This window comes from Ruegeria sp. CDSB022 (assembly GCF_059611145.1).
This window is the reverse complement of the sequence record NZ_JBXWOZ010000001.1, coordinates 699,704-717,630: the sequence shown is the minus strand read 5'-3', so window position 1 is coordinate 717,630 and position 17,927 is coordinate 699,704. Positions and strand designations below refer to the sequence as shown.

Sequence of the window (17,927 nt, the reverse complement as noted above, 5' to 3'; positions counted from 1 at the left end):
ACGTCGCCGGATGAATTGAACGAGTGTTTATTTCCTGATTCTTACAGAAATTTTGCACGCCCAGCAATTCCTGACAGGGATATTGCGAAAACGATTAGATCATACTTTGAGGCAGGTCATAAATCCTGATGGAATTCTTCGATCAGATGCTGAACCACAGCCCTGCCTGCATCCGCACCTTTGGCCGTCGCTTCGGCGTGAACACGTCGTTGCCGCGTGGCAGATGTGCCGTTTTGTGCGATTTGCTGTAGCCGGGCAAGTTCAGTCATGGTGCCCAGTGCTTCGGCATCTTCGGCCAGCATACCCATCAGTTCACCCATAAGTTCCGGCATGGGCTTGATGGATCGATCCCCGAAATCAATCATGCCTTCGCCGACACCGTAACGCTGCGCCCGCCACCGGTTTTCACCAATCAGGAACCTGTCATATTGCCGCCAACGCAAGTTGCGGTCTTTCAGACGGCACAACATTCGGACCAGCGCCTGTACCATTGCAGCCAGTGACAAAGTGTGCTCCAACCTCGGCTGCACGTCCATTATGCGTGTTTCGAGCGTTGGAAAGCGATGAGACGGTCGCAAATCCCACCAGATTTTCGAGGTATCCTCGATCACGCCAAGTTCGACCAGAATGCCTGTCGTACGTTCATATTCCGACCAACTTGCCAGAACTGGTGGTAATCCGGTGCGGGGCAGGTTGTCGAATACGGTCAGGCGATAGGAAGACAGGCCGGTATCCTCTCCGTTCCAATAGGGCGAGGATGTGGAGAGCGCCAACAGATGCGGCAGGAAATAGGAAAGCTGCGGCATCAGGTCGGCCCGCAATGACGGTTCTTCAACACCGACATGCACGTGCATCCCGCAGATCAGCATCCGTCGCGCGACACCGCCCAGGGCATGCTGCAAGGCGTCATAGCGCTCTCGGCGCGTGTGGTGCTGTTTCTTCCAGTCCGCAAAGGGGTGGCAGGACACAGCAATCGGGGCCAGATTGTATTCGGCGGACCGATCCGCCACACCCGCCCTCAGGCGTTTCAAATCTTCTCGGGCCGTGCGGATCGTTGCATGGGGGCGGGTGCCAACCTCGATCTGGCACTGCAGAAACTCGGGGCTGACCTGGCCCTGAAAATCAGCCTGGCAGGCTTCCATCAGTGCAGCGGGTGCTTGGGCAAGTTCAAGGCTGTCGCGGTCGACCAGAAGATACTCTTCCTCAATGCCCAGCGTGTATTCCTGCTGCATGGCGGCCCTCTTTCTAGCTTTATGCGAAACAGTGAATACGGAAATACGCTTTTTGCCAAGTGTTTACCGGCAGAGTCCTTGCGGTCATCGGGCTAGCAACGGTAAGGAACGGGTCAAAGTTCAGAAGAACCCCGGAGCCATTGTGTGAAACCCAGGAAATTCCCCCGGCTGAATGCCGTTCTCGACCGATTTGGTGTCAGGCTGATTGACAAAGTCACGGAACGGGACGAGCGTGCCCGGCTGGAGGCGTTCGAAAGGGCAGGCGGGCTGACCCGTTCGGCTTATTCGTTGTCACCGGGAATGGCCGATTTCGACATCTCGCAGCTGGTAGCCGAATATGGTGAACATGCCGCCGCTTTGGCTGCATTGAAAGATCCGTCCCGCAATCAAACCGGGTATAGGATCGGCAACGGGTATTATGACAGCCCAGATGCGGATGCGTTGTATCTTATGGTCCGACGTTTCAAACCCAAGCGGGTGATTGAGGTTGGCTGCGGTAATTCAACGCGCGTGACACGGCAGGCTGTATTGGATGGCGGGCTGCAGACGCAAATCACCGCGATTGATCCTTATCCGCGCGCGGACATCGCGCATGTTGTCGATCAATTCGAACAGAAACGGTTGGAAGAGGTCGATCCAGCCCTCTTCGAACAGCTTGAAGCGGGTGACATCCTGTTCATCGATTCCAGCCATGTTGTCCGGATGAGCAATGATGTCGCGCATCTGTTCTGTCGCATCATACCGGCCTTAAAACCAGGCGTTGTGATCCATGTGCACGATGTTTTTCTACCCTACGAATACCCCAAGCGGTTCTTCTATGACTGCCCGGGATGGGGCGAGCAATATATGTTGCATGCATTGTTGCAATCTAGTGCATATTCAATGCTTTGGCCTGGATACTTCTTGCAACAGGATCGCCAGGATGCGGTCGAGGCGCTGCCGTTTTTGAAAGATGGGCGCGCGCAAAGTATTTGGGTTCAGGTCAAATAAATCTGACACCAAATTGATCCGGTGCAGCGAAACGCCCGTACCCCTTTCCATAACAACCTGGATAGGAGATCTCAAATATGTTTCGCCGTACTTTCCTGAGCGCCGCCGCCGCAATCGCACTTACCTTGCCGGTACAAGCGAAGGCCGCCGATATCGTGGATACCGCCGTATCTGCTGGATCATTCACCACACTGGTTGCAGCGGTTCAAGCGGCGGGTCTGGTCGATACGCTGAAAGGGGACGGTCCGTTCACCGTTTTTGCCCCCACGGATGAGGCCTTTGCCGCACTGCCCGAAGGGACGGTGGAAACGCTGCTACTGCCCGAGAACAAAGACCAACTGGTCGCAATCCTGACTTACCATGTGGTTCCGGCCAAAGTCATGTCTGGGGACATCGCTGGCAAGCGCACCAAAGTTCTGACCGTGCAGGGTGATCGCCTGAGTGTGAATGGTAAAAACGGCGTCAAAGTGAATGGCGCCAAGGTTGTGCAGGCCGATATCGAGGCCAGCAATGGCGTGATCCACGTCGTCGATGCGGTGATCCTGCCGGAATAATTGGCAACCACCGTGATCAAGCAAAAACCCCGGCCGTTATGGCCGGGGCATTCTGTCAGACCAATCTGACCTTGGTGCCAACCTGAACCAGCGGATATAACTCTTCAACATGCTGATTATAAAGGCCAATACATCCAGAAGAACTTTGGCGTCCAATCTTGCGTGTATCGTGCGTGCCGTGCACCAGATATGCTGGCCAGCCCAGATACATCGCCCGCGTACCCAGCGGATTTCCGGACTCGCCACCTTCAATTCGGATGGGCAGGTTCGGGTCGCGCTCGCGCATTGAGGCGGTCGGGGTCCAGCTTGGGTTTTCGCGCTTGCGTACTACTTCGGTATAACCACGCCTTGTGAGTTCTTCGCTCATAGGGACTGAGCTGGGGTACAGTTTGTACGTCCCGTCAGCCCCCCAATAGTGTACAGCGCGGCTTGTGATATCTGCCAGCAGGCAGCCGACACCTAACTGATCGAAGTGATCCTGCCAATTTTGGTGCGAGAATGAGGAGACATTCCGCCGCACAGCTAGCTGTGTGCTGATCGCTTCTTCGTCGAGTGGGAAAGCATCGGCGCTGCTTTGTGCGCGCACCAGTGCAGGTGTCATCAACAGAGACGCTGCACCTAATAATGCAGAGCGACGGGTCATGCGGGGATCTGACAAATTGGCCTCCGGTTCAGGAACTGCTCGCGCGGAACTGCGTGTAACTTATGTTTTTCTGATCAGATTTCCTAGGGAGTGTTGAGTGAATTTATTGTGAAGCGAACATCACAAGCGAAACTTGGCCGTGTATTGAAAAAGCCCGGCCAGTGGTGGCCGGGCTCTGTGGATCCACAGCTTTCGTTTGGATCAGTCCATGGCTTTGAAGTTGAACTCGCCGCCTTCTTTGATGCCTGAAGGCCAACGCGCGGTGACCGTTTTTGTGCGTGTATAGAATTTGAAGCTATCCGCACCATGCTGGTTCAGGTCACCGAACATGGATTTCTTCCAACCGCCAAAGGTGTGATAGGCCAACGGAACCGGGATCGGAACGTTGATACCGACCATGCCGATATTGATCCGGCTGGCAAAGTCACGCGCGGTATCTCCATCGCGGGTGAAGATCGCCGTGCCATTGCCGTATTCGTGGTCCATAGCCAAGCCAATCGCTTCTTCGTATGATCCTGCGCGGACGGTCGACAAAACCGGACCAAAGATCTCTTGCTTATAGATGTCCATGTCGGGCGTCACGTGGTCAAACAGGTGAGGGCCGACGAAGAAGCCGTCTTCATAGCCCTGCAGGCTAAAGTCGCGATTATCGACAACCAGTTTGGCACCCTGTTCAACGCCCGAGCTGATCAGTCCCAAAATGCGCTCTTTGGCAGCACCGGTCACGACCGGTCCCATGTCAACAGCATCGCCGGCAGTGTAGGGGCCGACCTTCAGTTTCTCGATACGAGGAATAAGCTTTTCGATCAGCGCGTCGGCGGTATCCTCTCCGACCGGGACGGCAACCGATACGGCCATGCAGCGTTCGCCAGCCGCGCCGAAACCGGCGCCAACCAGGGCATCTGCTGCCTGGTCAAGATCGGCGTCGGGCATGACGATCATGTGGTTCTTGGCGCCGCCGAAACACTGCGCGCGTTTGCCGTTGGCCGTGGCGCGCGAATAGATGTACTGCGCGATAGGGGTCGAGCCCACAAAGGAAACGCCCTGAATGATCTCGCTGTCCAACAGGGTGTCCACGGCCTCTTTGTCGCCATTGACCACTTGGAACACACCTTTGGGCAAACCTGCCTCAACGAAAAGTTCCGCCAGCATCAAAGGTACTGAAGGATCGCGCTCGGACGGTTTCAGAACAACAGCGTTGCCACAGGCCAGGGCAGGGCCCACATGCCACAGAGGCATCATGGCTGGGAAGTTGAACGGCATGATCGAGGCCACAACCCCTAAAGGCTGGCGCATAGAATACATGTCGATGCCTGGGCCCGCACTGTCGGTGAATTCGCCTTTCAACATCTGCGGAGCACCGATGCAGTATTCGATCACTTCTAGACCGCGCTGCAGATCGCCTTTCGCGTCAGGGATCGTCTTGCCGTGCTCGCGGCTCAGCGCTTCGGCCAGCTTGTCCATGTCGCGGTTCATCAGGTGAACCATCGCCATCATCACGCGCCCGCGTTTTTGCGGGTTCGTTGCACCCCAGGCCGGTTGTGCGGCTGCGGCGCTAGCAATGGCTGCTGTGGTCTCGGCACCACTTGCCATCGGGCATTTGTACTGTACCTCGCCGGTAGCGGGGTTGAACACGTCATCATATCGGCCGGACGTGCCGGCGACATTCTCACCGTTGATGAAATGGGACAGTTCGTTCATTGCGAATTCCTCCGAAGGTCTGCGCGCAGAATAGGCTTGCATAAATGGCTTGAACAGAGGCAATGTCCCAAAGGTGTTTTGCAAAATTGCAAAGGTGAAGCGTGACACCTAATTGGGATGATATGAGGGTCTTTCTGGCCGTAGCCCGCGAAGAAAGCCTTTCGGCGGCGGGACGATTACTTCGGATTGACCCGGCTACGGTCGGACGCCGTGTAGCGCGGTTGGAAGCGTCTCTGGATGCGCCGCTGTTCACCAAATCGCAGCAGGGATATGTGCTGACCTCAGCTGGTGAGCGTTTGATGGACCACGGTCTAAAAGCCGAAGAGGCGATGCGAGCTGCAGCAGGCGCCATGGCAGAACCATCTGAGAGGTTGAGCGGGCAAATCCGGATCGGCGCACCGGACGGGTGTGCGAACTACTTGTTGCCGCAGGTGTGTGGCAAGATCTGTGACGCCAATCCCAATCTGGACATACAAATTCTGGCCTTGCCGCGCGTCATCAACCTTTCACGCCGTGAAGCCGATATGGCCGTGACCGTCAGCGCACCGACCGCTGGAAAACTGCTTGTACAGAAAATTACCGATTACAAACTTCATCTTGTCGCAACGCAGGAATACCTTGCCGATCACCCTGCAGTTCATTCCATCAGCACGTTAGGGGGGCATCGTATGATCGGATACATACCTGATATGATATTCGACCGCGAACTGGACTATCTGGTCGATCTGGGTGTTGACCGTGTCGCGCTGGCCTCGAATTCGGTCTCTGTCCAACTGCGGCAGGTTTCCCAGGGATCAGGGATCTGCATTGCGCATGATTTCACACTGCCATTTCACCCGAAGTTGAAGAAAATATTAGTTGATCAAGTGAGTTTGACACGCAGTTTTCATCTGGTTCGACATCAAGGTGACCAACGAAACGAGCGGTTGAATCGGTTCGCGCAGGCCCTGTCCCAAGGGATTCGCGATGAAGTTGAGCGGCTTGAGGCTGAAGCTTCACCTTGACAGGCTATTTCATTCCGGCAACGCTTTGGAAAACACGAAGTTATTTCGGAGGTTACGTCAATGCTTGTTCAGGCCATTCTGAAATCCAAAGCCACCGGAGGCGTGGTGACAGTTGCTCCTTCGCGCACAGTTTCAGAGGTTGCAGGAATCCTTGCAGAAAAGCGCATCGGAACGGTGGTTGTATCAGAAGACGGCGGTAAGACCGCATCAGGCATCTTATCAGAACGTGACATTGTGCGCGAACTGGCCGCAAGCGGCAGCGGATGCCTATCAAAACCTGTAAGCGCTTATATGACCCGCGAGCTGGTGACAGCGACGCAACAGGATACTGTCCAGGATATAATGTCGCGGATGACCGAAGGGCGCTTTCGCCATATGCCGGTTGTTGAGGACGGTAACCTCGTTGGCATTGTTACCCTAGGCGACGTTGTCAAAGCACAGCTTTCCGAACTGGCAATGGAAAAAGACGCATTGGAAGGCATGATCATGGGCCATTAAGCCCATAGAAACGCGACGCAACTACTTGCACCCATAGCCAAGTTATGTTTGCTTGCGCAGAAATTTCGTTGCGCAGGAGGCGGCAATGAGGGTTGGATTGTATCCCGGAACATTTGATCCGATCACCCTGGGTCATATTGATATCATCCGTCGCGCGGCCGCTCTGGTTGACAAGCTCGTGATTGGGGTGGCGATCAATCGGGAAAAGGGGCCGTTATTTTCGTTGGAAGAACGGGTCGAGATGATCGAAGCCGAATGTTCCTTTCTTTCCGAACAGACCGGAACTGAAATTGTCGCCCATCCTTTTGAAAACCTGCTTATCAACTGTGCCCGCGACGTAGGTGCTCAGGTCATTGTCAGAGGTCTGCGTGCTGTTGCGGATTTCGAGTATGAGTTCCAGATGGTCGGTATGAACCGCGCTTTGGACGACTCGATCGAGACGGTGTTCCTTATGGCTGAGGCCCGCCATCAGGCGATTGCCTCGAAACTGGTGAAAGAGATCGCGCGATTGAACGGGGACGTGTCGAATTTCGTCACGCCCCGCGTAAATGACGCGCTGCGTGCACGTTTAGGATAGCGCGCCCATCGCGGCCGCAGTGTCCAGCATCCGGTTCGAAAAGCCCCATTCATTGTCGTACCAGGCCAGCACCCGGACCAACGTGCCGTCTGTCACCTTGGTTTCAGCCAAAGATACGGTCGAACTGTGTGCGTCGTGATTGAAGTCGATCGACACTAGTGGGCGGTTTTCCGCAGCCAGGACACCGGGAATATTGGCCGCGGCATCAATGAACAACTGGTTGACCTCTTCTTCGGTTGTTGGGCGCGACACCTCGGCCACCAGATCCACAACCGAGACGTTCGGAGTGGGAACACGGATTGCCTGTCCAGTCAATTTACCTGCCAACTGGGGCAATACGAGACCTACGGCTGAGGCTGCCCCCGTAGTGGTGGGAATCATCGACAACGCAGCTGCGCGTGACAGATACGGGTCTTTTCCTGCGGTATCGTGAACTGGTTGGCTGGCTGTATAGGCATGAACGGTTGTCATGTTTCCGTGGACAATGCCCAAACCCTCGTCCAGCGCCGCAGCAACGGGCGACAAACAGTTGGTCGTGCAGGATGCGTTCGAAACGATTGTATCTTCGACGGTCAGTTCATGGTCATTTACCCCGAAGACGATGGTTTTGACCGCACCATCCCCGCGGGCAGGAGCAGAAATCAGAACTTTTTTGGCGCCGTTGTCAAAATGGCGCGCCGCGGCTTCGCGCGTGCGGAACACGCCTGTGCATTCGAGAACAACGTCAATATCGGACCAATCGAGTTTCTCAGGCTCGCGTTCGCTGGTTAGGCGGATCGGGCCTGCACCGACATCCAAACCGGCGTCGGTCAGGGAAACGGGCTTTGTATAACGTCCATGCACACTGTCGAATTCAAAGAGATGCGCGTTAATTTCGGGCTTGGCCAAATCGTTTATGGCCACGATCTGAACGTCGGTCCGCCCAGATTCCATCAATGCCCGCAAAACACCGCGCCCGATCCGTCCAAATCCATTGATTGCCAACTTGAGTGTCATGGTCTGCTCCGTCTGGGTGTCTGTTATTGCAAAGTTAGCGCTAACAAAGCTAGATCAAGGAAAAAGTCAAGAAAAACCTCTGTCAGCGCCAGAAGGCGAGCCAGTCCAGGAAGGTGTAAAGTTTCTTTCCCAGGAAGATCAGGTTCTCAGAGCCGAACATTGCGTAATCGACTAGCAGACAGCCAAGTATTAGAATGCCAAGCCAGATAGCAATTTGATTGGTCATGTTGGCCCCGAATGAAAACACCCGCCCAGATAAACTGAGCGGGTGTAAAGGTACAACATTTCTACGGCGTTTTAGTTAAGCCGTCCCATGGCAACGGCGACGTCTGCCATACGAACCGAGAAGGCCCATTCGTTGTCATACCAAGCCAGAACACGAACCATGCGGTTGTTAACGACCCGTGTCTGGTCTGGTGCGAAAATCGAGCTTTCTTCGGTATGATTGAAATCGGTCGAAACCAGCGGCGCGGGCTCATAGCCCACGACGCGCTGCATTGATCCCCGTGATGCTTCACGAACGATGGCATTAACATCTTCGACAGTCACGTCACGCGCCGCATGGAAGGTCAGGTCGACAGCAGAAACGTTTGGTGTTGGTACACGGATAGCCGAGCCGTCCAAACGACCCTTCAGGTTCGGCAGAACTTCGCCCAGAGCTTTGGCTGCACCTGTTGAAGTAGGGATCATGGACATTGCCGCAGCGCGCGCGCGATACAGGTCACTATGACGGCGATCCAGTGTCGGCTGGTCGCCGGTATAGGCATGGATCGTAGTCATGATACCGTGTTCGATCCCGATACCTTCGTCCAGTACCTTGGCAAGCGGAGCAAGGCAGTTCGTGGTACAAGAGCCATTCGAAACCATTCTATCTTCAGTAACCAGGCTGTTGTGGTTCACGCCATAGACAATGGTTTTATCAACATTCTTGCCTGGCGCAGACAAAAGAACCTTCTGAGCACCGCGTTCCAGATGCGTTTTGGCTTTCAGGCCATCGTTGAATTTTCCGGTGCATTCCAAAACGACGTCACAACCTTCCCAATCAAGCTCGTTCATATCGTAAGTCGAGAACACCTCCATTGGGCCGCGGCCCAAATCCATGGTGTTGCCTTCGATCGAAACATCGCGGGGAAAGCGGCCGTGGATGCTGTCGTATTTCAGCAGGTGGGCGGTAGTTTCCAATGGGCCGGTCGCGTTGACCTTGATCACTTCGATGTCGTTGCGGGCCGATGCCGCAATATGCGACAGGGTGCAGCGGCCGATACGGCCAAATCCATTGATGCCGACCTTGATGGTCATCTGACGTCTCCAAAAATGCGCTTGCTCTGCGGGGCATATAGCGGCACAGACGCTTTCTCAAAAGGGCAAAAGTGACATATTCTTAACGTGTTAGCGCAAACCTTCGCCGGTTGCGCTAACGCTTGCGCTAGCCGTCGGATCGGGTAGGGTCCCCTGGCGACAGGTGAGATGAGAGGAAACACGCATGAGTGGTTTGTTGGCACTGTTGGATGATGTTGCTGGCATAGCAAAGGTTGCTGCAGCGTCAGTGGACGATGTGGTCGCTGCCGCCGGCAAGGCCGGGGCCAAGACTGCGGGCGTGATCATCGATGATGCAGCAGTTACTCCGAAATATGTGCAGGGCTTTGCCCCGGCGCGGGAATTGCCGATCATCTGGCGCATTGCGCGCGGCTCGATTTTCAACAAGATTATACTGCTGTTGCCAGTCGCCTTGTTGCTGGCCAATTTTGCACCCTGGTTGATAACGCCCTTGTTGATGCTTGGCGGGTCCTATTTGTGCTTCGAAGGGGCAGAAAAGATATTTCACCTGCTTTTCCCTCATGGCAGCCACGTTATAGACGAAGATATGAAGGTCAAAGACCCGGGCCATCTGGAAGAGCAGAAGGTCAAGGGGGCGATCAAAACCGATTTCATCTTGTCCGCCGAGATCATGACAATCGCCCTTGCCGCCATCGAAGCACCGAATATCTGGATGCAGGCGGCAACGCTGGCCGTTGTTGGACTAGGTGTGACCCTGGCCGTTTATGGCTCGGTCGCCTTGATCGTGAAGATGGACGATGTGGGCCTTTTCCTGGCGCGAAACGCACCAACGCCGATCGGGCGCGGATTGGGGCGTGGATTGGTTAAGGCGATGCCGGTTGTCATGAAAGTGCTGTCGATTGTCGGCACAGCTGCGATGCTGTGGGTTGGCGGCTCGATCATCATTCACGGGCTTGAGGTTCTGGGTTTTGGCTGGTTGGGACATCAGATCCATGACATGGCCTATGCAGCCGGGCATGCGGTTTCGGCGCAATGGGAAGGTGCCGTGGAGTGGATTTCCAAAGCCACGATGGATGGCATTTTCGGACTGGCCTGGGGGTTCGTGCTGATCCCGATTGCAACCAAAGTGGTCGCGCCGATTTTGTCTCGGAAATCTGAAACGCATTAATCAGAAAACGAAAAGGGCGGCGCATGGCCGCCCTTCGCTTGATGTTTGAAATTGGGAATTACAGCTCCAGTAATTCCTTGACCTTTGCAACTGTGGCCTCGGCAGTGATGCCGAAATGTTTGTACAGTTCATCAGCGGGGGCAGACGCGCCAAAGCCCGACATGCCGATGAAGCCTGCCTTGGCGTCACGGCCGCGTTCACCCAGCAGCCAGCGGTCCCAGCCTCCGGCGCGGACGGCGGCCTCGATGCCGACACGGACGGCTCCACCGGGCAGAACCCGCTTGCGATACGCTTCATCCTGCTCGGCGAACAGTTCCATGCATGGCATCGACACGACGCGCGTGCCAATGCCCTCGGCCTCGAGCATCGCCTTGGCTTCCATCGCCAGCGACACTTCCGAACCGGTTGCGATCAGGATTGCCTGACGCTTGCCTTCGGCTTCGGCTAGAACATAGCCGCCTTGTGCAGTCAGGTTTTTGGTTTTGTGATCCTTGCGTACGGTCGGCACGCCCTGGCGGGTCAGAGACAAGACCGAAGGGCTGTCCTTGAAGGTCAGCGCCAGTTCCCAGGATTCCGCTGTTTCAACGGCATCCGCCGGGCGGAACACATAGGTATTCGGTGTCGCGCGTGAGATTGCCAGATGCTCGACCGGCTGGTGGGTCGGGCCGTCTTCGCCCAGACCGATCGAGTCATGGGTCATCACAAAGACCGTGGGTATCTTCATCAGCGCTGCAAGCCGCATCGAGGGCCGCGCATAGTCGGTGAACGCCATGAAGGTACCGCCATAGGGACGGATGCCGCCATGCAGCGCCATACCGTTCATCGCGGCGGCCATGCCGTGTTCGCGGATACCGTAATGGATGTACCGACCCTTGCGGTTTTCCGGCAGGAACACGCCCATATCGGCCGATTTCGTGTTGTTCGAACCGGTCAAGTCAGCAGACCCGCCAATAGTTTCCGGCATGATCGGATTGACCACGTTCAGAACTTTTTCGGACGAGGCACGGGTGGCCAACTTGGGCTGATCTTCCGACATCTGCTTTTTGAACGAGCGGATGGCACCGGCCAGTTTTTTGGGTGCCTCGAACGCATAAGAGCGGTTGAACTCGGCCTGTTTGCGTTCAGAGATTTGCCCGAAACGCTCCTCCCACGCAGACCGCTCGGCCGCGCCGCGGGAACCGATTGCTTCCCAGGCGGTTTTGACATTTGGCGGAATTTCGAAGGCGCCATGCGGGGCGGCATAGGCCTCTTTGGCCGCTTTCAGCTGTTCCTGATCGGTCAGGGCGCCGTGGCCTTTCGAGGTATCCTGCGCGGCGTGACCCAAAGCAATATGGCTTTCACAGGCGATCATGGTCGGCTTGTTTGACGATTTCGCCTTGGTGATGGCCTCGTCGATGGCCTGCGGATCATGACCATCAATCTCGATGACCTGCCAGCCCGAGGCGGCAAAACGTTTCACCTGATCGGTCCGGTCAGCGATGTCGACCGTGCCGTCGATGGTGATGTTGTTGTTGTCCCAGAACACGATCAGCTTACCCAGCTCGTGACGGCCGGCCAGCGTGATGGCCTCTTGGCTAACGCCTTCCATAAGGCAGCCGTCGCCCGCGATGACATAGGTATAGTGATCTACGATCTTCTTGCCGTAATGAGCGCGCTGAATTTCCTCGGCCATGGCAAAACCAACGGCGTTCGAGATCCCCTGACCCAGCGGGCCGGTTGTTGTTTCGATCCCGTTGACAAGGAAGTTCTCGGGGTGACCTGCAGTTTTTGCGCCCAGCTGACGGAAATTCTTGATCTGTTCCAGCGTAACGTCAGCGTTCCCAGTGAGATACAACAGCGAATAGATCAGCATCGAGCCGTGACCGGCGGACAGGATGAACCGGTCGCGGTCGGGCCAGCTTGGGGCCGAGGCGTCGAATTTCAGGTGCTTTTCGAACAGTACGGTCGCGACATCGGCCATGCCCATTGGCATACCGGAATGGCCGGAATTGGCGGCGGCGACGGCGTCGAGGGTCAATGTGCGGATGGCCGCAGCTTTGTCCCAGTGTTCGGGGTTGGCATTGCGCAGCGCAGTCAGGTCCACGGGTGTTGTTCCTTTGGATTACAGGCAGATGGCCGCTCAATACCATTCAGCCCTCAAAGTGCAAGTAGAACTGGGTGCTGCAGGGTTTTGCTGGATCAAGAATGTGACCCAAGTCGTTGAAAGCAAACAGTGGGTATTTTCGATGCCATTGGGTTAGACTAGGCCAAGACGCGTACAAGGTTGATTCGGATAACCTCGCGAAACAAGGAACCTTGATAAAAAGGTGGCAGGGGCATGAGCCAGATCGAAGAACTACAACGCCGTATTGTGGCCGCGATGGATCGGATTGGATCCGGCATTGCGACAATGGCGGAAGTTGGCGCAGGCAGCGGTGGAGAAGATGACACTCTGCGTGTAGCTCTGGATGATGAGAGGGTTGCGAATGCTCAACTTGAAGAGCGTCTCAGATCATTAAAAGAAAGGCACGATTCCGAAGTCGATGCCATGCGCCTAGAAATCGAAGGCTTGCGCAATACGCCGTCTGATAGTCAGGAAAGTGCAGCGCTGCGCGAGCAACTCGAAGATGCCAAGGCACAGCTTACTTCGGTCGAAGCCGCACGGGCCGAGTTGGCAAGCGCAAAGGCAGCATTGGAAGATCAGGATGTTGTCGAAGAACTGAAAGCCGAAAATGCCCGTCTTCGTTCGGAATTGGCGGATAGTGAACGCGTAGCGGAACTCAGCGCCGAGTTAGAAATGCTGCGCGCCGAACGCAGTAGCCATGGCTCGGCGATGTCGCGTCTGGATGATGATCTGCAGCGCATGCGCAAAGCCAACGAACAACTACGAATGTCGGTCGAAGAGCTGCGCGCAGCTGCAGAAGACGGAATGACCGATGCGGATCTGTTGAATCGTGCCACAGCTGCCGAGCTTGAGGCAACGCGCGCAGCGCAGGCCACCGATGCGGCCGAAGCACATGCCGTGCTGGCCCGGTTGGAACCGTTGCTGTCTCAGGCGAAACTGGCCGAAGGAGAGGTGGAATAATGCCTGAATTGACCATTCAAATCGGGGGGCGCGGCTTTGAGGTTTCATGCCAGGAAGGCGAAGAGGTTTTCCTGCAAGCTGCTGCTAAATTGCTGGATGATGAAGCGCAGGTATTGTCGGATCAGATCGGTCGGATGCCTGAATCCCGGATGCTTTTGATGGCTGGATTGATGTTGGCAGACAAAGCCGCCGCCACGGGTGACAAGATCAACTCGCTGGAAAATAAGCTAGCGGAGGCCGAAGCCGAGCTTCGGAACCTGCGCAGCATGCCACAGCCCGAGCCGGAAAGAATTGAAGTTGCCGTGGTTCCACCTTCGGTCACCGACACCTTGGCAGAATTGGCTGCTCGGGCCGAGGCAATGGCGGCATTCATAGAAGAAAAGTCAACGAAATGATAAATATGCGTACTATTGCTATTGCGACTTTCATGTCTGTGTCAGCGCAGGTTTCCTGGGCTGGGATCGATATTCTGCCCGTCACATTTACTTGTGATAACGGCGTGCCTCTTGAGGTTGCCTATTTCAATGCCGAGGATGGATCCAGCGCGGCAGCCATGATGGTCGACAATAAGCTGGTGACTTTGCGCCAAGCTCAGAGCGGCTCTGGTATTCGCTATGAATCCGACGGAACAACTGGCACTTACATCCTGCGCTCCAAAGGCTGGGACGCCACGGTGAGCTTTCTGGCGACAGGTGCAGATGCCGCCAGCGAGCAGGTCTTATTGGGAAATTGCGTCAGTCGCTGATCAGGCGTTTGCTTCCCTGATTTTATCAGCGGCTTCCTTGTTGTAGCCGACACCGTTGTCATCAAACAAGGTGTCCAGCTCACCTGACAGGGTCATCTCGGTGATGATGTCGCATCCGCCTACGAACTCGCCTTTGACATAGAGTTGCGGAACAGTCGGCCAGTCAGAATAGTCCTTGATCCCCTGACGCAAGCCTTCGTCGGCCAGTACATTCACGTCAGCAAATTCTACGCCCATGTAGTTCAGCACGCCTGCCACGCGCGAGGAGAATCCGCATTGCGGCATTTCCTTGGTGCCTTTCATATATAGCACCACATCATTGGCTTTGACGGTCTCGTCGATCTGGGTTTTCACGTCGGTCATGTTACTTTTCCTTGTCATCCGCATCCGGGGCGGTCGTTTCATCCTGTGATGGGGCGGCGACCCATCCTTCCTTTTCCAGCCGTCGGTGTTCGGCCTGCGCCAGGGCCAGCGGATTCAGCCCGTATCTCTCGATGCCGTCAACCTTGCTGATTTTGTCCGGGTTTGGACGCATGTTGACCAGTTTACGCTTTCTGTTTCGCTTCACATAGGCCTCGATCAGCGCGGCGGCAACTATCAAAGCCGCGATTGCTGATATCCAAGCCAGCCATGTACTCATTTTTTTGGAGCCATGGCTTTTGCGTATTGCTGCGGATATCGGGTCACCCTCGCCATAGCCGTGTATCCGCCGCCCGGGCCGCCCGTATGCACGCCATAAGTTATTAGTTGATCTCCTCGGCCGGGTTCGCTTCCGCGAGCTTTCTTATTGGTACCGGGTAAAGAAGTTGATTGAACAACCAATATGCACCCAACCAGCGTCACCAAAGAGCAAATCCCGTAAATCCAGAAAGTCGTGCTCACTCAGGCACTTTCGTCGTCAGCGCCAACGCGTGCAAGTCGCCATCCGGGCCGTCCATCTTACCTTTGAGGGCTGCATAGACTGCTCGTTGCTGTTGCACCCGGTTTTTGCCACGAAAGCTCTCATCCACAACCATGGCCGACATATGTACGCCGTCGCTGCCGCCGACCTGAATGTCCGCATCGGGAAACGCGTCGCGCAGCAGGTTCTCAATCTCGTGGGCGCTCATCGGCATGTAGGTTTCTCCTGAAAGTCTTTCCCAAGATGTAGTGCGCCGGGGCGGGGCGCGCAAGGGTCAGATAAACGCCCCGAAATGACAAAAACCTGCACTTGTCAAAGTGCAGGTTTTCAGAAGCGCAGGCCCCAAAATCAGGCGACGGCTTCGGCGAAGCTGTTGCGGAAAGTGGCAGTCAGTTCATCAAGCAAGGCCTCAGAAGAGCCGATGCGGACGCTGTCGCCCGTGAACCGCCCGACCGATACCAGTGGAACGCCAGCCTGACCTGCGGCAATCATCAGGGCTTCGGCCTGGTCAAAGTTGCAGGCTACCAGATAACGGGCCTGATCCTCGCCAAACAGGAATTCGGTCGAGGCGTCGTCAAGCGTGATGCCGACGCCGGTTGCCTCGGCCAGTTCGAAGGCCGCCAATGCCAGACCACCATCGCCAAGATCGGTGCAGGCTTTGATCATTTCTCGGTTTGCGCGGATGAACTCTCCGTTGCGCTTTTCGGCGTCCAGATCGACATGCGGCGCGTCGCCATCTTCGCGGTTGAACACTTCGGCCAGAAGGGCGGATTGGCCCAGATGCCCCTGCGTTTCGCCGATGACCAGAGCCACGTGGCCGTCGCGGACCTCATTACCTATGATCTCGTCCGTGTGCGCCAGAAGGCCGACCGCTCCGATTGTCGGGGTCGGCAGGATCGCTTGACCGTCGGTTTCGTTGTAAAGCGACACGTTGCCGGACACGATGGGCATATCCAATGCTGCGACGGCCTTACCAATGCCTTGGATGGCACCGACGAACTGGCCCATGATCTCGGGCTTTTCCGGGTTGCCAAAATTCAGGTTGTCAGTGGTCGCCAGCGGCAATGCCCCGACGGCGGTCAGGTTGCGGTAGGCTTCGGCAACAGCTTGCTTGCCGCCTTCAACAGGGTTAGCTCGCACATAGCGCGGGGTCACGTCACTGGTGAAAGCAAGAACCTTGTCGGTGCCGTGTACACGAACCATGCCGGCGCCCAGACCAGGCGTACGCACGGAATCGGCCATAACCATGGTGTCATACTGCTCGTAAACCCATTGCTTGCCCGCATAGTTGGGCGAAGCGAGCAGGGCGCGCAGACCGTCGATTGGGTCGATCTGAGGCACGTCGGCCAGATCTTCTGCTTGCGGTGTAGGCTCCCACGGGCGATCATATTCGGGCGCGGTCGAGGAGAGTTTGGATAGAACCAGATCGGCTTTGACCTCACCATTATGCATGATCAGAAAGCGATCTTCGGCGACGGTTTCACCCACGATAGCGAAATCCAGATCCCATTTATCGAAAACGGCGCGAGCCTCGGCCTCAAGCTCGGGTTTGAGAACCATCAACATGCGTTCTTGGGATTCCGACAGCATCATCTCATAGGCTGTCATGTTCTCTTCGCGCTGGGGGACGTTTTCCAGATCAAGCCGAACGCCCAGACCGCCTTTGTCCCCCATCTCAACTGCGGAACAGGTCAGGCCCGCCGCGCCCATATCTTGGATCGAGATCACTGCGCCGGTTTGCATCAGCTCCAGCGTCGCTTCCATCAGGCGTTTTTCGGTGAACGGGTCGCCAACCTGAACGGTGGGGCGCTTTTCCTCGATCGTGTCGTCAAATTCGGCGCTGGCCATGGTGGCTCCGCCCACGCCGTCGCGTCCGGTCTTGGCTCCAAGATAGACAACCGGCATGCCGACGCCCGATGCGGCTGAGTAGAAAATCTTGTCACTGTCAGCCAGCCCGGCTGCGAAGGCATTCACAAGGCAGTTGCCATTATAGGCCGGGTGAAAGCGCACTTCGCCGCCAACGCAAGGCACGCCGAAACAGTTGCCATAGCCGCCGATACCTTCGACCACGCCATTGACCAGCTGACGGGTCTTGTGGTGGCCGGGTTCACCAAAAGACAGCGCGTTCATCGAGGCAATTGGGCGCGCACCCATGGTGAAAACGTCGCGCAGGATACCTCCAACACCTGTGGCTGCACCTTGATAGGGTTCGATGTAAGACGGATGGTTGTGGCTTTCCATCTTGAAGACCACGGCCTGACCATCGCCGATATCGACCACACCTGCATTTTCACCCGGTCCGCAGATCACCTGGGGTCCAGAGGTGGGCAGGGTGCGCAGCCATTTCTTAGAAGATTTGTAGGAACAATGCTCGTTCCACATGGCCGAGAAAATGCCCAACTCGGTAAAGGTTGGCTCGCGCCCGATAATCTCCAGGATCATCTCGTATTCTTCGGGTTTCAACCCGTGCGCGGCAATCAGATCCGGTGTGATGGCGGGCTCTTGCATCGTTTGTCCTGTATCCATGGTGGCCGAGATTGCGGGCCTTGTAGGGCAAGGGCGCGTCTGTGGGAAGG

20 protein-coding genes are annotated in these 17,927 nt (G+C 56.1%); 9 read left to right on the top strand and 11 right to left on the bottom strand.

Translation table 11 applies throughout. The features are described 5' to 3' along the window. Positions 1-116: 116 nt before the first annotated feature. Entirely contained in the window at positions 117-1,232 is a 1,116-nt protein-coding gene (locus AC2FIZ_RS03620; RefSeq protein ID WP_142634035.1) for a carboxylate-amine ligase, read from the bottom strand. Between the two features lie 144 nt (positions 1,233-1,376). Between AC2FIZ_RS03620 and AC2FIZ_RS03615 the strand changes: the two genes are divergently transcribed. Next, the gene (locus AC2FIZ_RS03615; protein WP_271946902.1) at positions 1,377-2,222 is read left to right on the top strand and encodes a class I SAM-dependent methyltransferase; all 846 of its coding nucleotides are present in this window, start codon (positions 1,377-1,379) and stop codon (positions 2,220-2,222) included. A gap of 77 nt (positions 2,223-2,299) precedes the next feature. Continuing rightward, entirely contained in the window at positions 2,300-2,776 is a 477-nt protein-coding gene (locus AC2FIZ_RS03610) for a fasciclin domain-containing protein (RefSeq protein WP_142634031.1), read from the top strand. A 55-nt stretch (positions 2,777-2,831) separates the two neighbouring features. On the opposite strand, the gene AC2FIZ_RS03605 is transcribed toward AC2FIZ_RS03610, so the two are convergent. Together AC2FIZ_RS03605 and AC2FIZ_RS03600 are read right to left on the bottom strand one after the other, a co-directional pair. After that, entirely contained in the window at positions 2,832-3,419 is a 588-nt protein-coding gene (locus AC2FIZ_RS03605) for a L,D-transpeptidase (RefSeq protein WP_271946907.1), read from the bottom strand. 201 nt (positions 3,420-3,620) lie between these two features. Beyond that, positions 3,621-5,120 carry a CoA-acylating methylmalonate-semialdehyde dehydrogenase gene (locus AC2FIZ_RS03600; RefSeq protein WP_281994669.1) on the bottom strand — a complete coding sequence of 500 codons (1,500 nt, stop codon included), beginning with the start codon at positions 5,118-5,120 and terminating at the stop codon, positions 3,621-3,623. Between the two features lie 101 nt (positions 5,121-5,221). On the opposite strand from AC2FIZ_RS03600, the gene AC2FIZ_RS03595 reads away from it, so the two are divergent. The 3 genes from AC2FIZ_RS03595 (at position 5,222) to coaD (ending at position 7,199) form a co-directional block, all read left to right on the top strand. Further along, a complete protein-coding gene (locus tag AC2FIZ_RS03595; protein ID WP_281972156.1) occupies positions 5,222-6,124 on the top strand; it encodes a LysR family transcriptional regulator in 903 nt (300 codons plus the stop codon). 60 nt (positions 6,125-6,184) lie between these two features. Further along, positions 6,185-6,622, top strand: a complete 438-nt coding sequence (locus AC2FIZ_RS03590; RefSeq protein ID WP_142634023.1) for a CBS domain-containing protein — start codon at positions 6,185-6,187, stop codon at positions 6,620-6,622. Positions 6,623-6,707: 85 nt separating this feature from the next. Continuing rightward, entirely contained in the window at positions 6,708-7,199 is a 492-nt protein-coding gene (gene coaD, locus AC2FIZ_RS03585) for a pantetheine-phosphate adenylyltransferase (RefSeq protein ID WP_142634021.1), read from the top strand. Here coaD and gap (AC2FIZ_RS03580) read toward each other — a convergent pair. From gap (AC2FIZ_RS03580) to gap (AC2FIZ_RS03570), 3 genes are all read right to left on the bottom strand, one after another. Next, on the bottom strand, positions 7,191-8,195 hold the full coding sequence (gene gap / locus AC2FIZ_RS03580) for a type I glyceraldehyde-3-phosphate dehydrogenase (RefSeq protein ID WP_281994667.1): 1,005 nt from the start codon (positions 8,193-8,195) through the stop codon (positions 7,191-7,193). The genes coaD and gap (AC2FIZ_RS03580) overlap by 9 nt on opposite strands. Before the next feature lie 82 nt (positions 8,196-8,277). Continuing rightward, positions 8,278-8,421, bottom strand: coding sequence for a hypothetical protein (locus AC2FIZ_RS03575; RefSeq protein WP_185956611.1), 144 nt, complete (start codon positions 8,419-8,421; stop codon positions 8,278-8,280). A 71-nt stretch (positions 8,422-8,492) separates the two neighbouring features. Further along, a complete protein-coding gene (gene gap / locus AC2FIZ_RS03570; protein WP_142634017.1) occupies positions 8,493-9,494 on the bottom strand; it encodes a type I glyceraldehyde-3-phosphate dehydrogenase in 1,002 nt (333 codons plus the stop codon). A gap of 184 nt (positions 9,495-9,678) precedes the next feature. Here gap (AC2FIZ_RS03570) and AC2FIZ_RS03565 point away from each other — a divergent pair, with 184 nt between their 5' ends. Then, positions 9,679-10,641: a DUF808 domain-containing protein gene (locus AC2FIZ_RS03565; RefSeq protein ID WP_142634015.1), complete on the top strand. Its 963-nt coding sequence runs from the start codon at positions 9,679-9,681 to the stop codon at positions 10,639-10,641. Positions 10,642-10,699: 58 nt separating this feature from the next. On the opposite strand, the gene tkt is transcribed toward AC2FIZ_RS03565, so the two are convergent. Further along, positions 10,700-12,724 carry a transketolase gene (gene tkt / locus AC2FIZ_RS03560; RefSeq protein ID WP_281994666.1) on the bottom strand — a complete coding sequence of 675 codons (2,025 nt, stop codon included), beginning with the start codon at positions 12,722-12,724 and terminating at the stop codon, positions 10,700-10,702. 234 nt (positions 12,725-12,958) lie between these two features. Here tkt and AC2FIZ_RS03555 point away from each other — a divergent pair, with 234 nt between their 5' ends. The 3 genes from AC2FIZ_RS03555 to AC2FIZ_RS03545 are packed head-to-tail and all read left to right on the top strand — an operon-like array spanning position 12,959 to position 14,450. Then, entirely contained in the window at positions 12,959-13,705 is a 747-nt protein-coding gene (locus AC2FIZ_RS03555; protein ID WP_496687948.1) for a hypothetical protein, read from the top strand. Then, positions 13,705-14,100 carry a cell division protein ZapA gene (locus AC2FIZ_RS03550; protein ID WP_281994664.1) on the top strand — a complete coding sequence of 132 codons (396 nt, stop codon included), beginning with the start codon at positions 13,705-13,707 and terminating at the stop codon, positions 14,098-14,100. Before AC2FIZ_RS03555 ends, AC2FIZ_RS03550 begins: the two co-directional genes overlap by 1 nt. A gap of 32 nt (positions 14,101-14,132) precedes the next feature. Further along, a complete protein-coding gene (locus AC2FIZ_RS03545; RefSeq protein ID WP_271946931.1) occupies positions 14,133-14,450 on the top strand; it encodes an MliC family protein in 318 nt (105 codons plus the stop codon). On the opposite strand, the gene grxD is transcribed toward AC2FIZ_RS03545, so the two are convergent. From grxD to purL, 4 genes are all read right to left on the bottom strand, one after another. Further along, positions 14,451-14,813 (bottom strand): Grx4 family monothiol glutaredoxin, encoded by a 363-nt coding sequence (gene grxD / locus AC2FIZ_RS03540; RefSeq protein ID WP_281972151.1) that lies wholly within the window; start codon positions 14,811-14,813, stop codon positions 14,451-14,453. Position 14,814: 1 nt separating this feature from the next. Further along, entirely contained in the window at positions 14,815-15,090 is a 276-nt protein-coding gene (locus tag AC2FIZ_RS03535) for a hypothetical protein (protein ID WP_281972150.1), read from the bottom strand. Between the two features lie 238 nt (positions 15,091-15,328). Then, positions 15,329-15,565, bottom strand: a complete 237-nt coding sequence (locus AC2FIZ_RS03530) for a BolA/IbaG family iron-sulfur metabolism protein (protein ID WP_142634001.1) — start codon at positions 15,563-15,565, stop codon at positions 15,329-15,331. 134 nt (positions 15,566-15,699) lie between these two features. Beyond that, positions 15,700-17,859, bottom strand: a complete 2,160-nt coding sequence (purL, locus tag AC2FIZ_RS03525; RefSeq protein ID WP_142635129.1) for a phosphoribosylformylglycinamidine synthase subunit PurL — start codon at positions 17,857-17,859, stop codon at positions 15,700-15,702. Positions 17,860-17,927 lie beyond the last annotated feature (68 nt).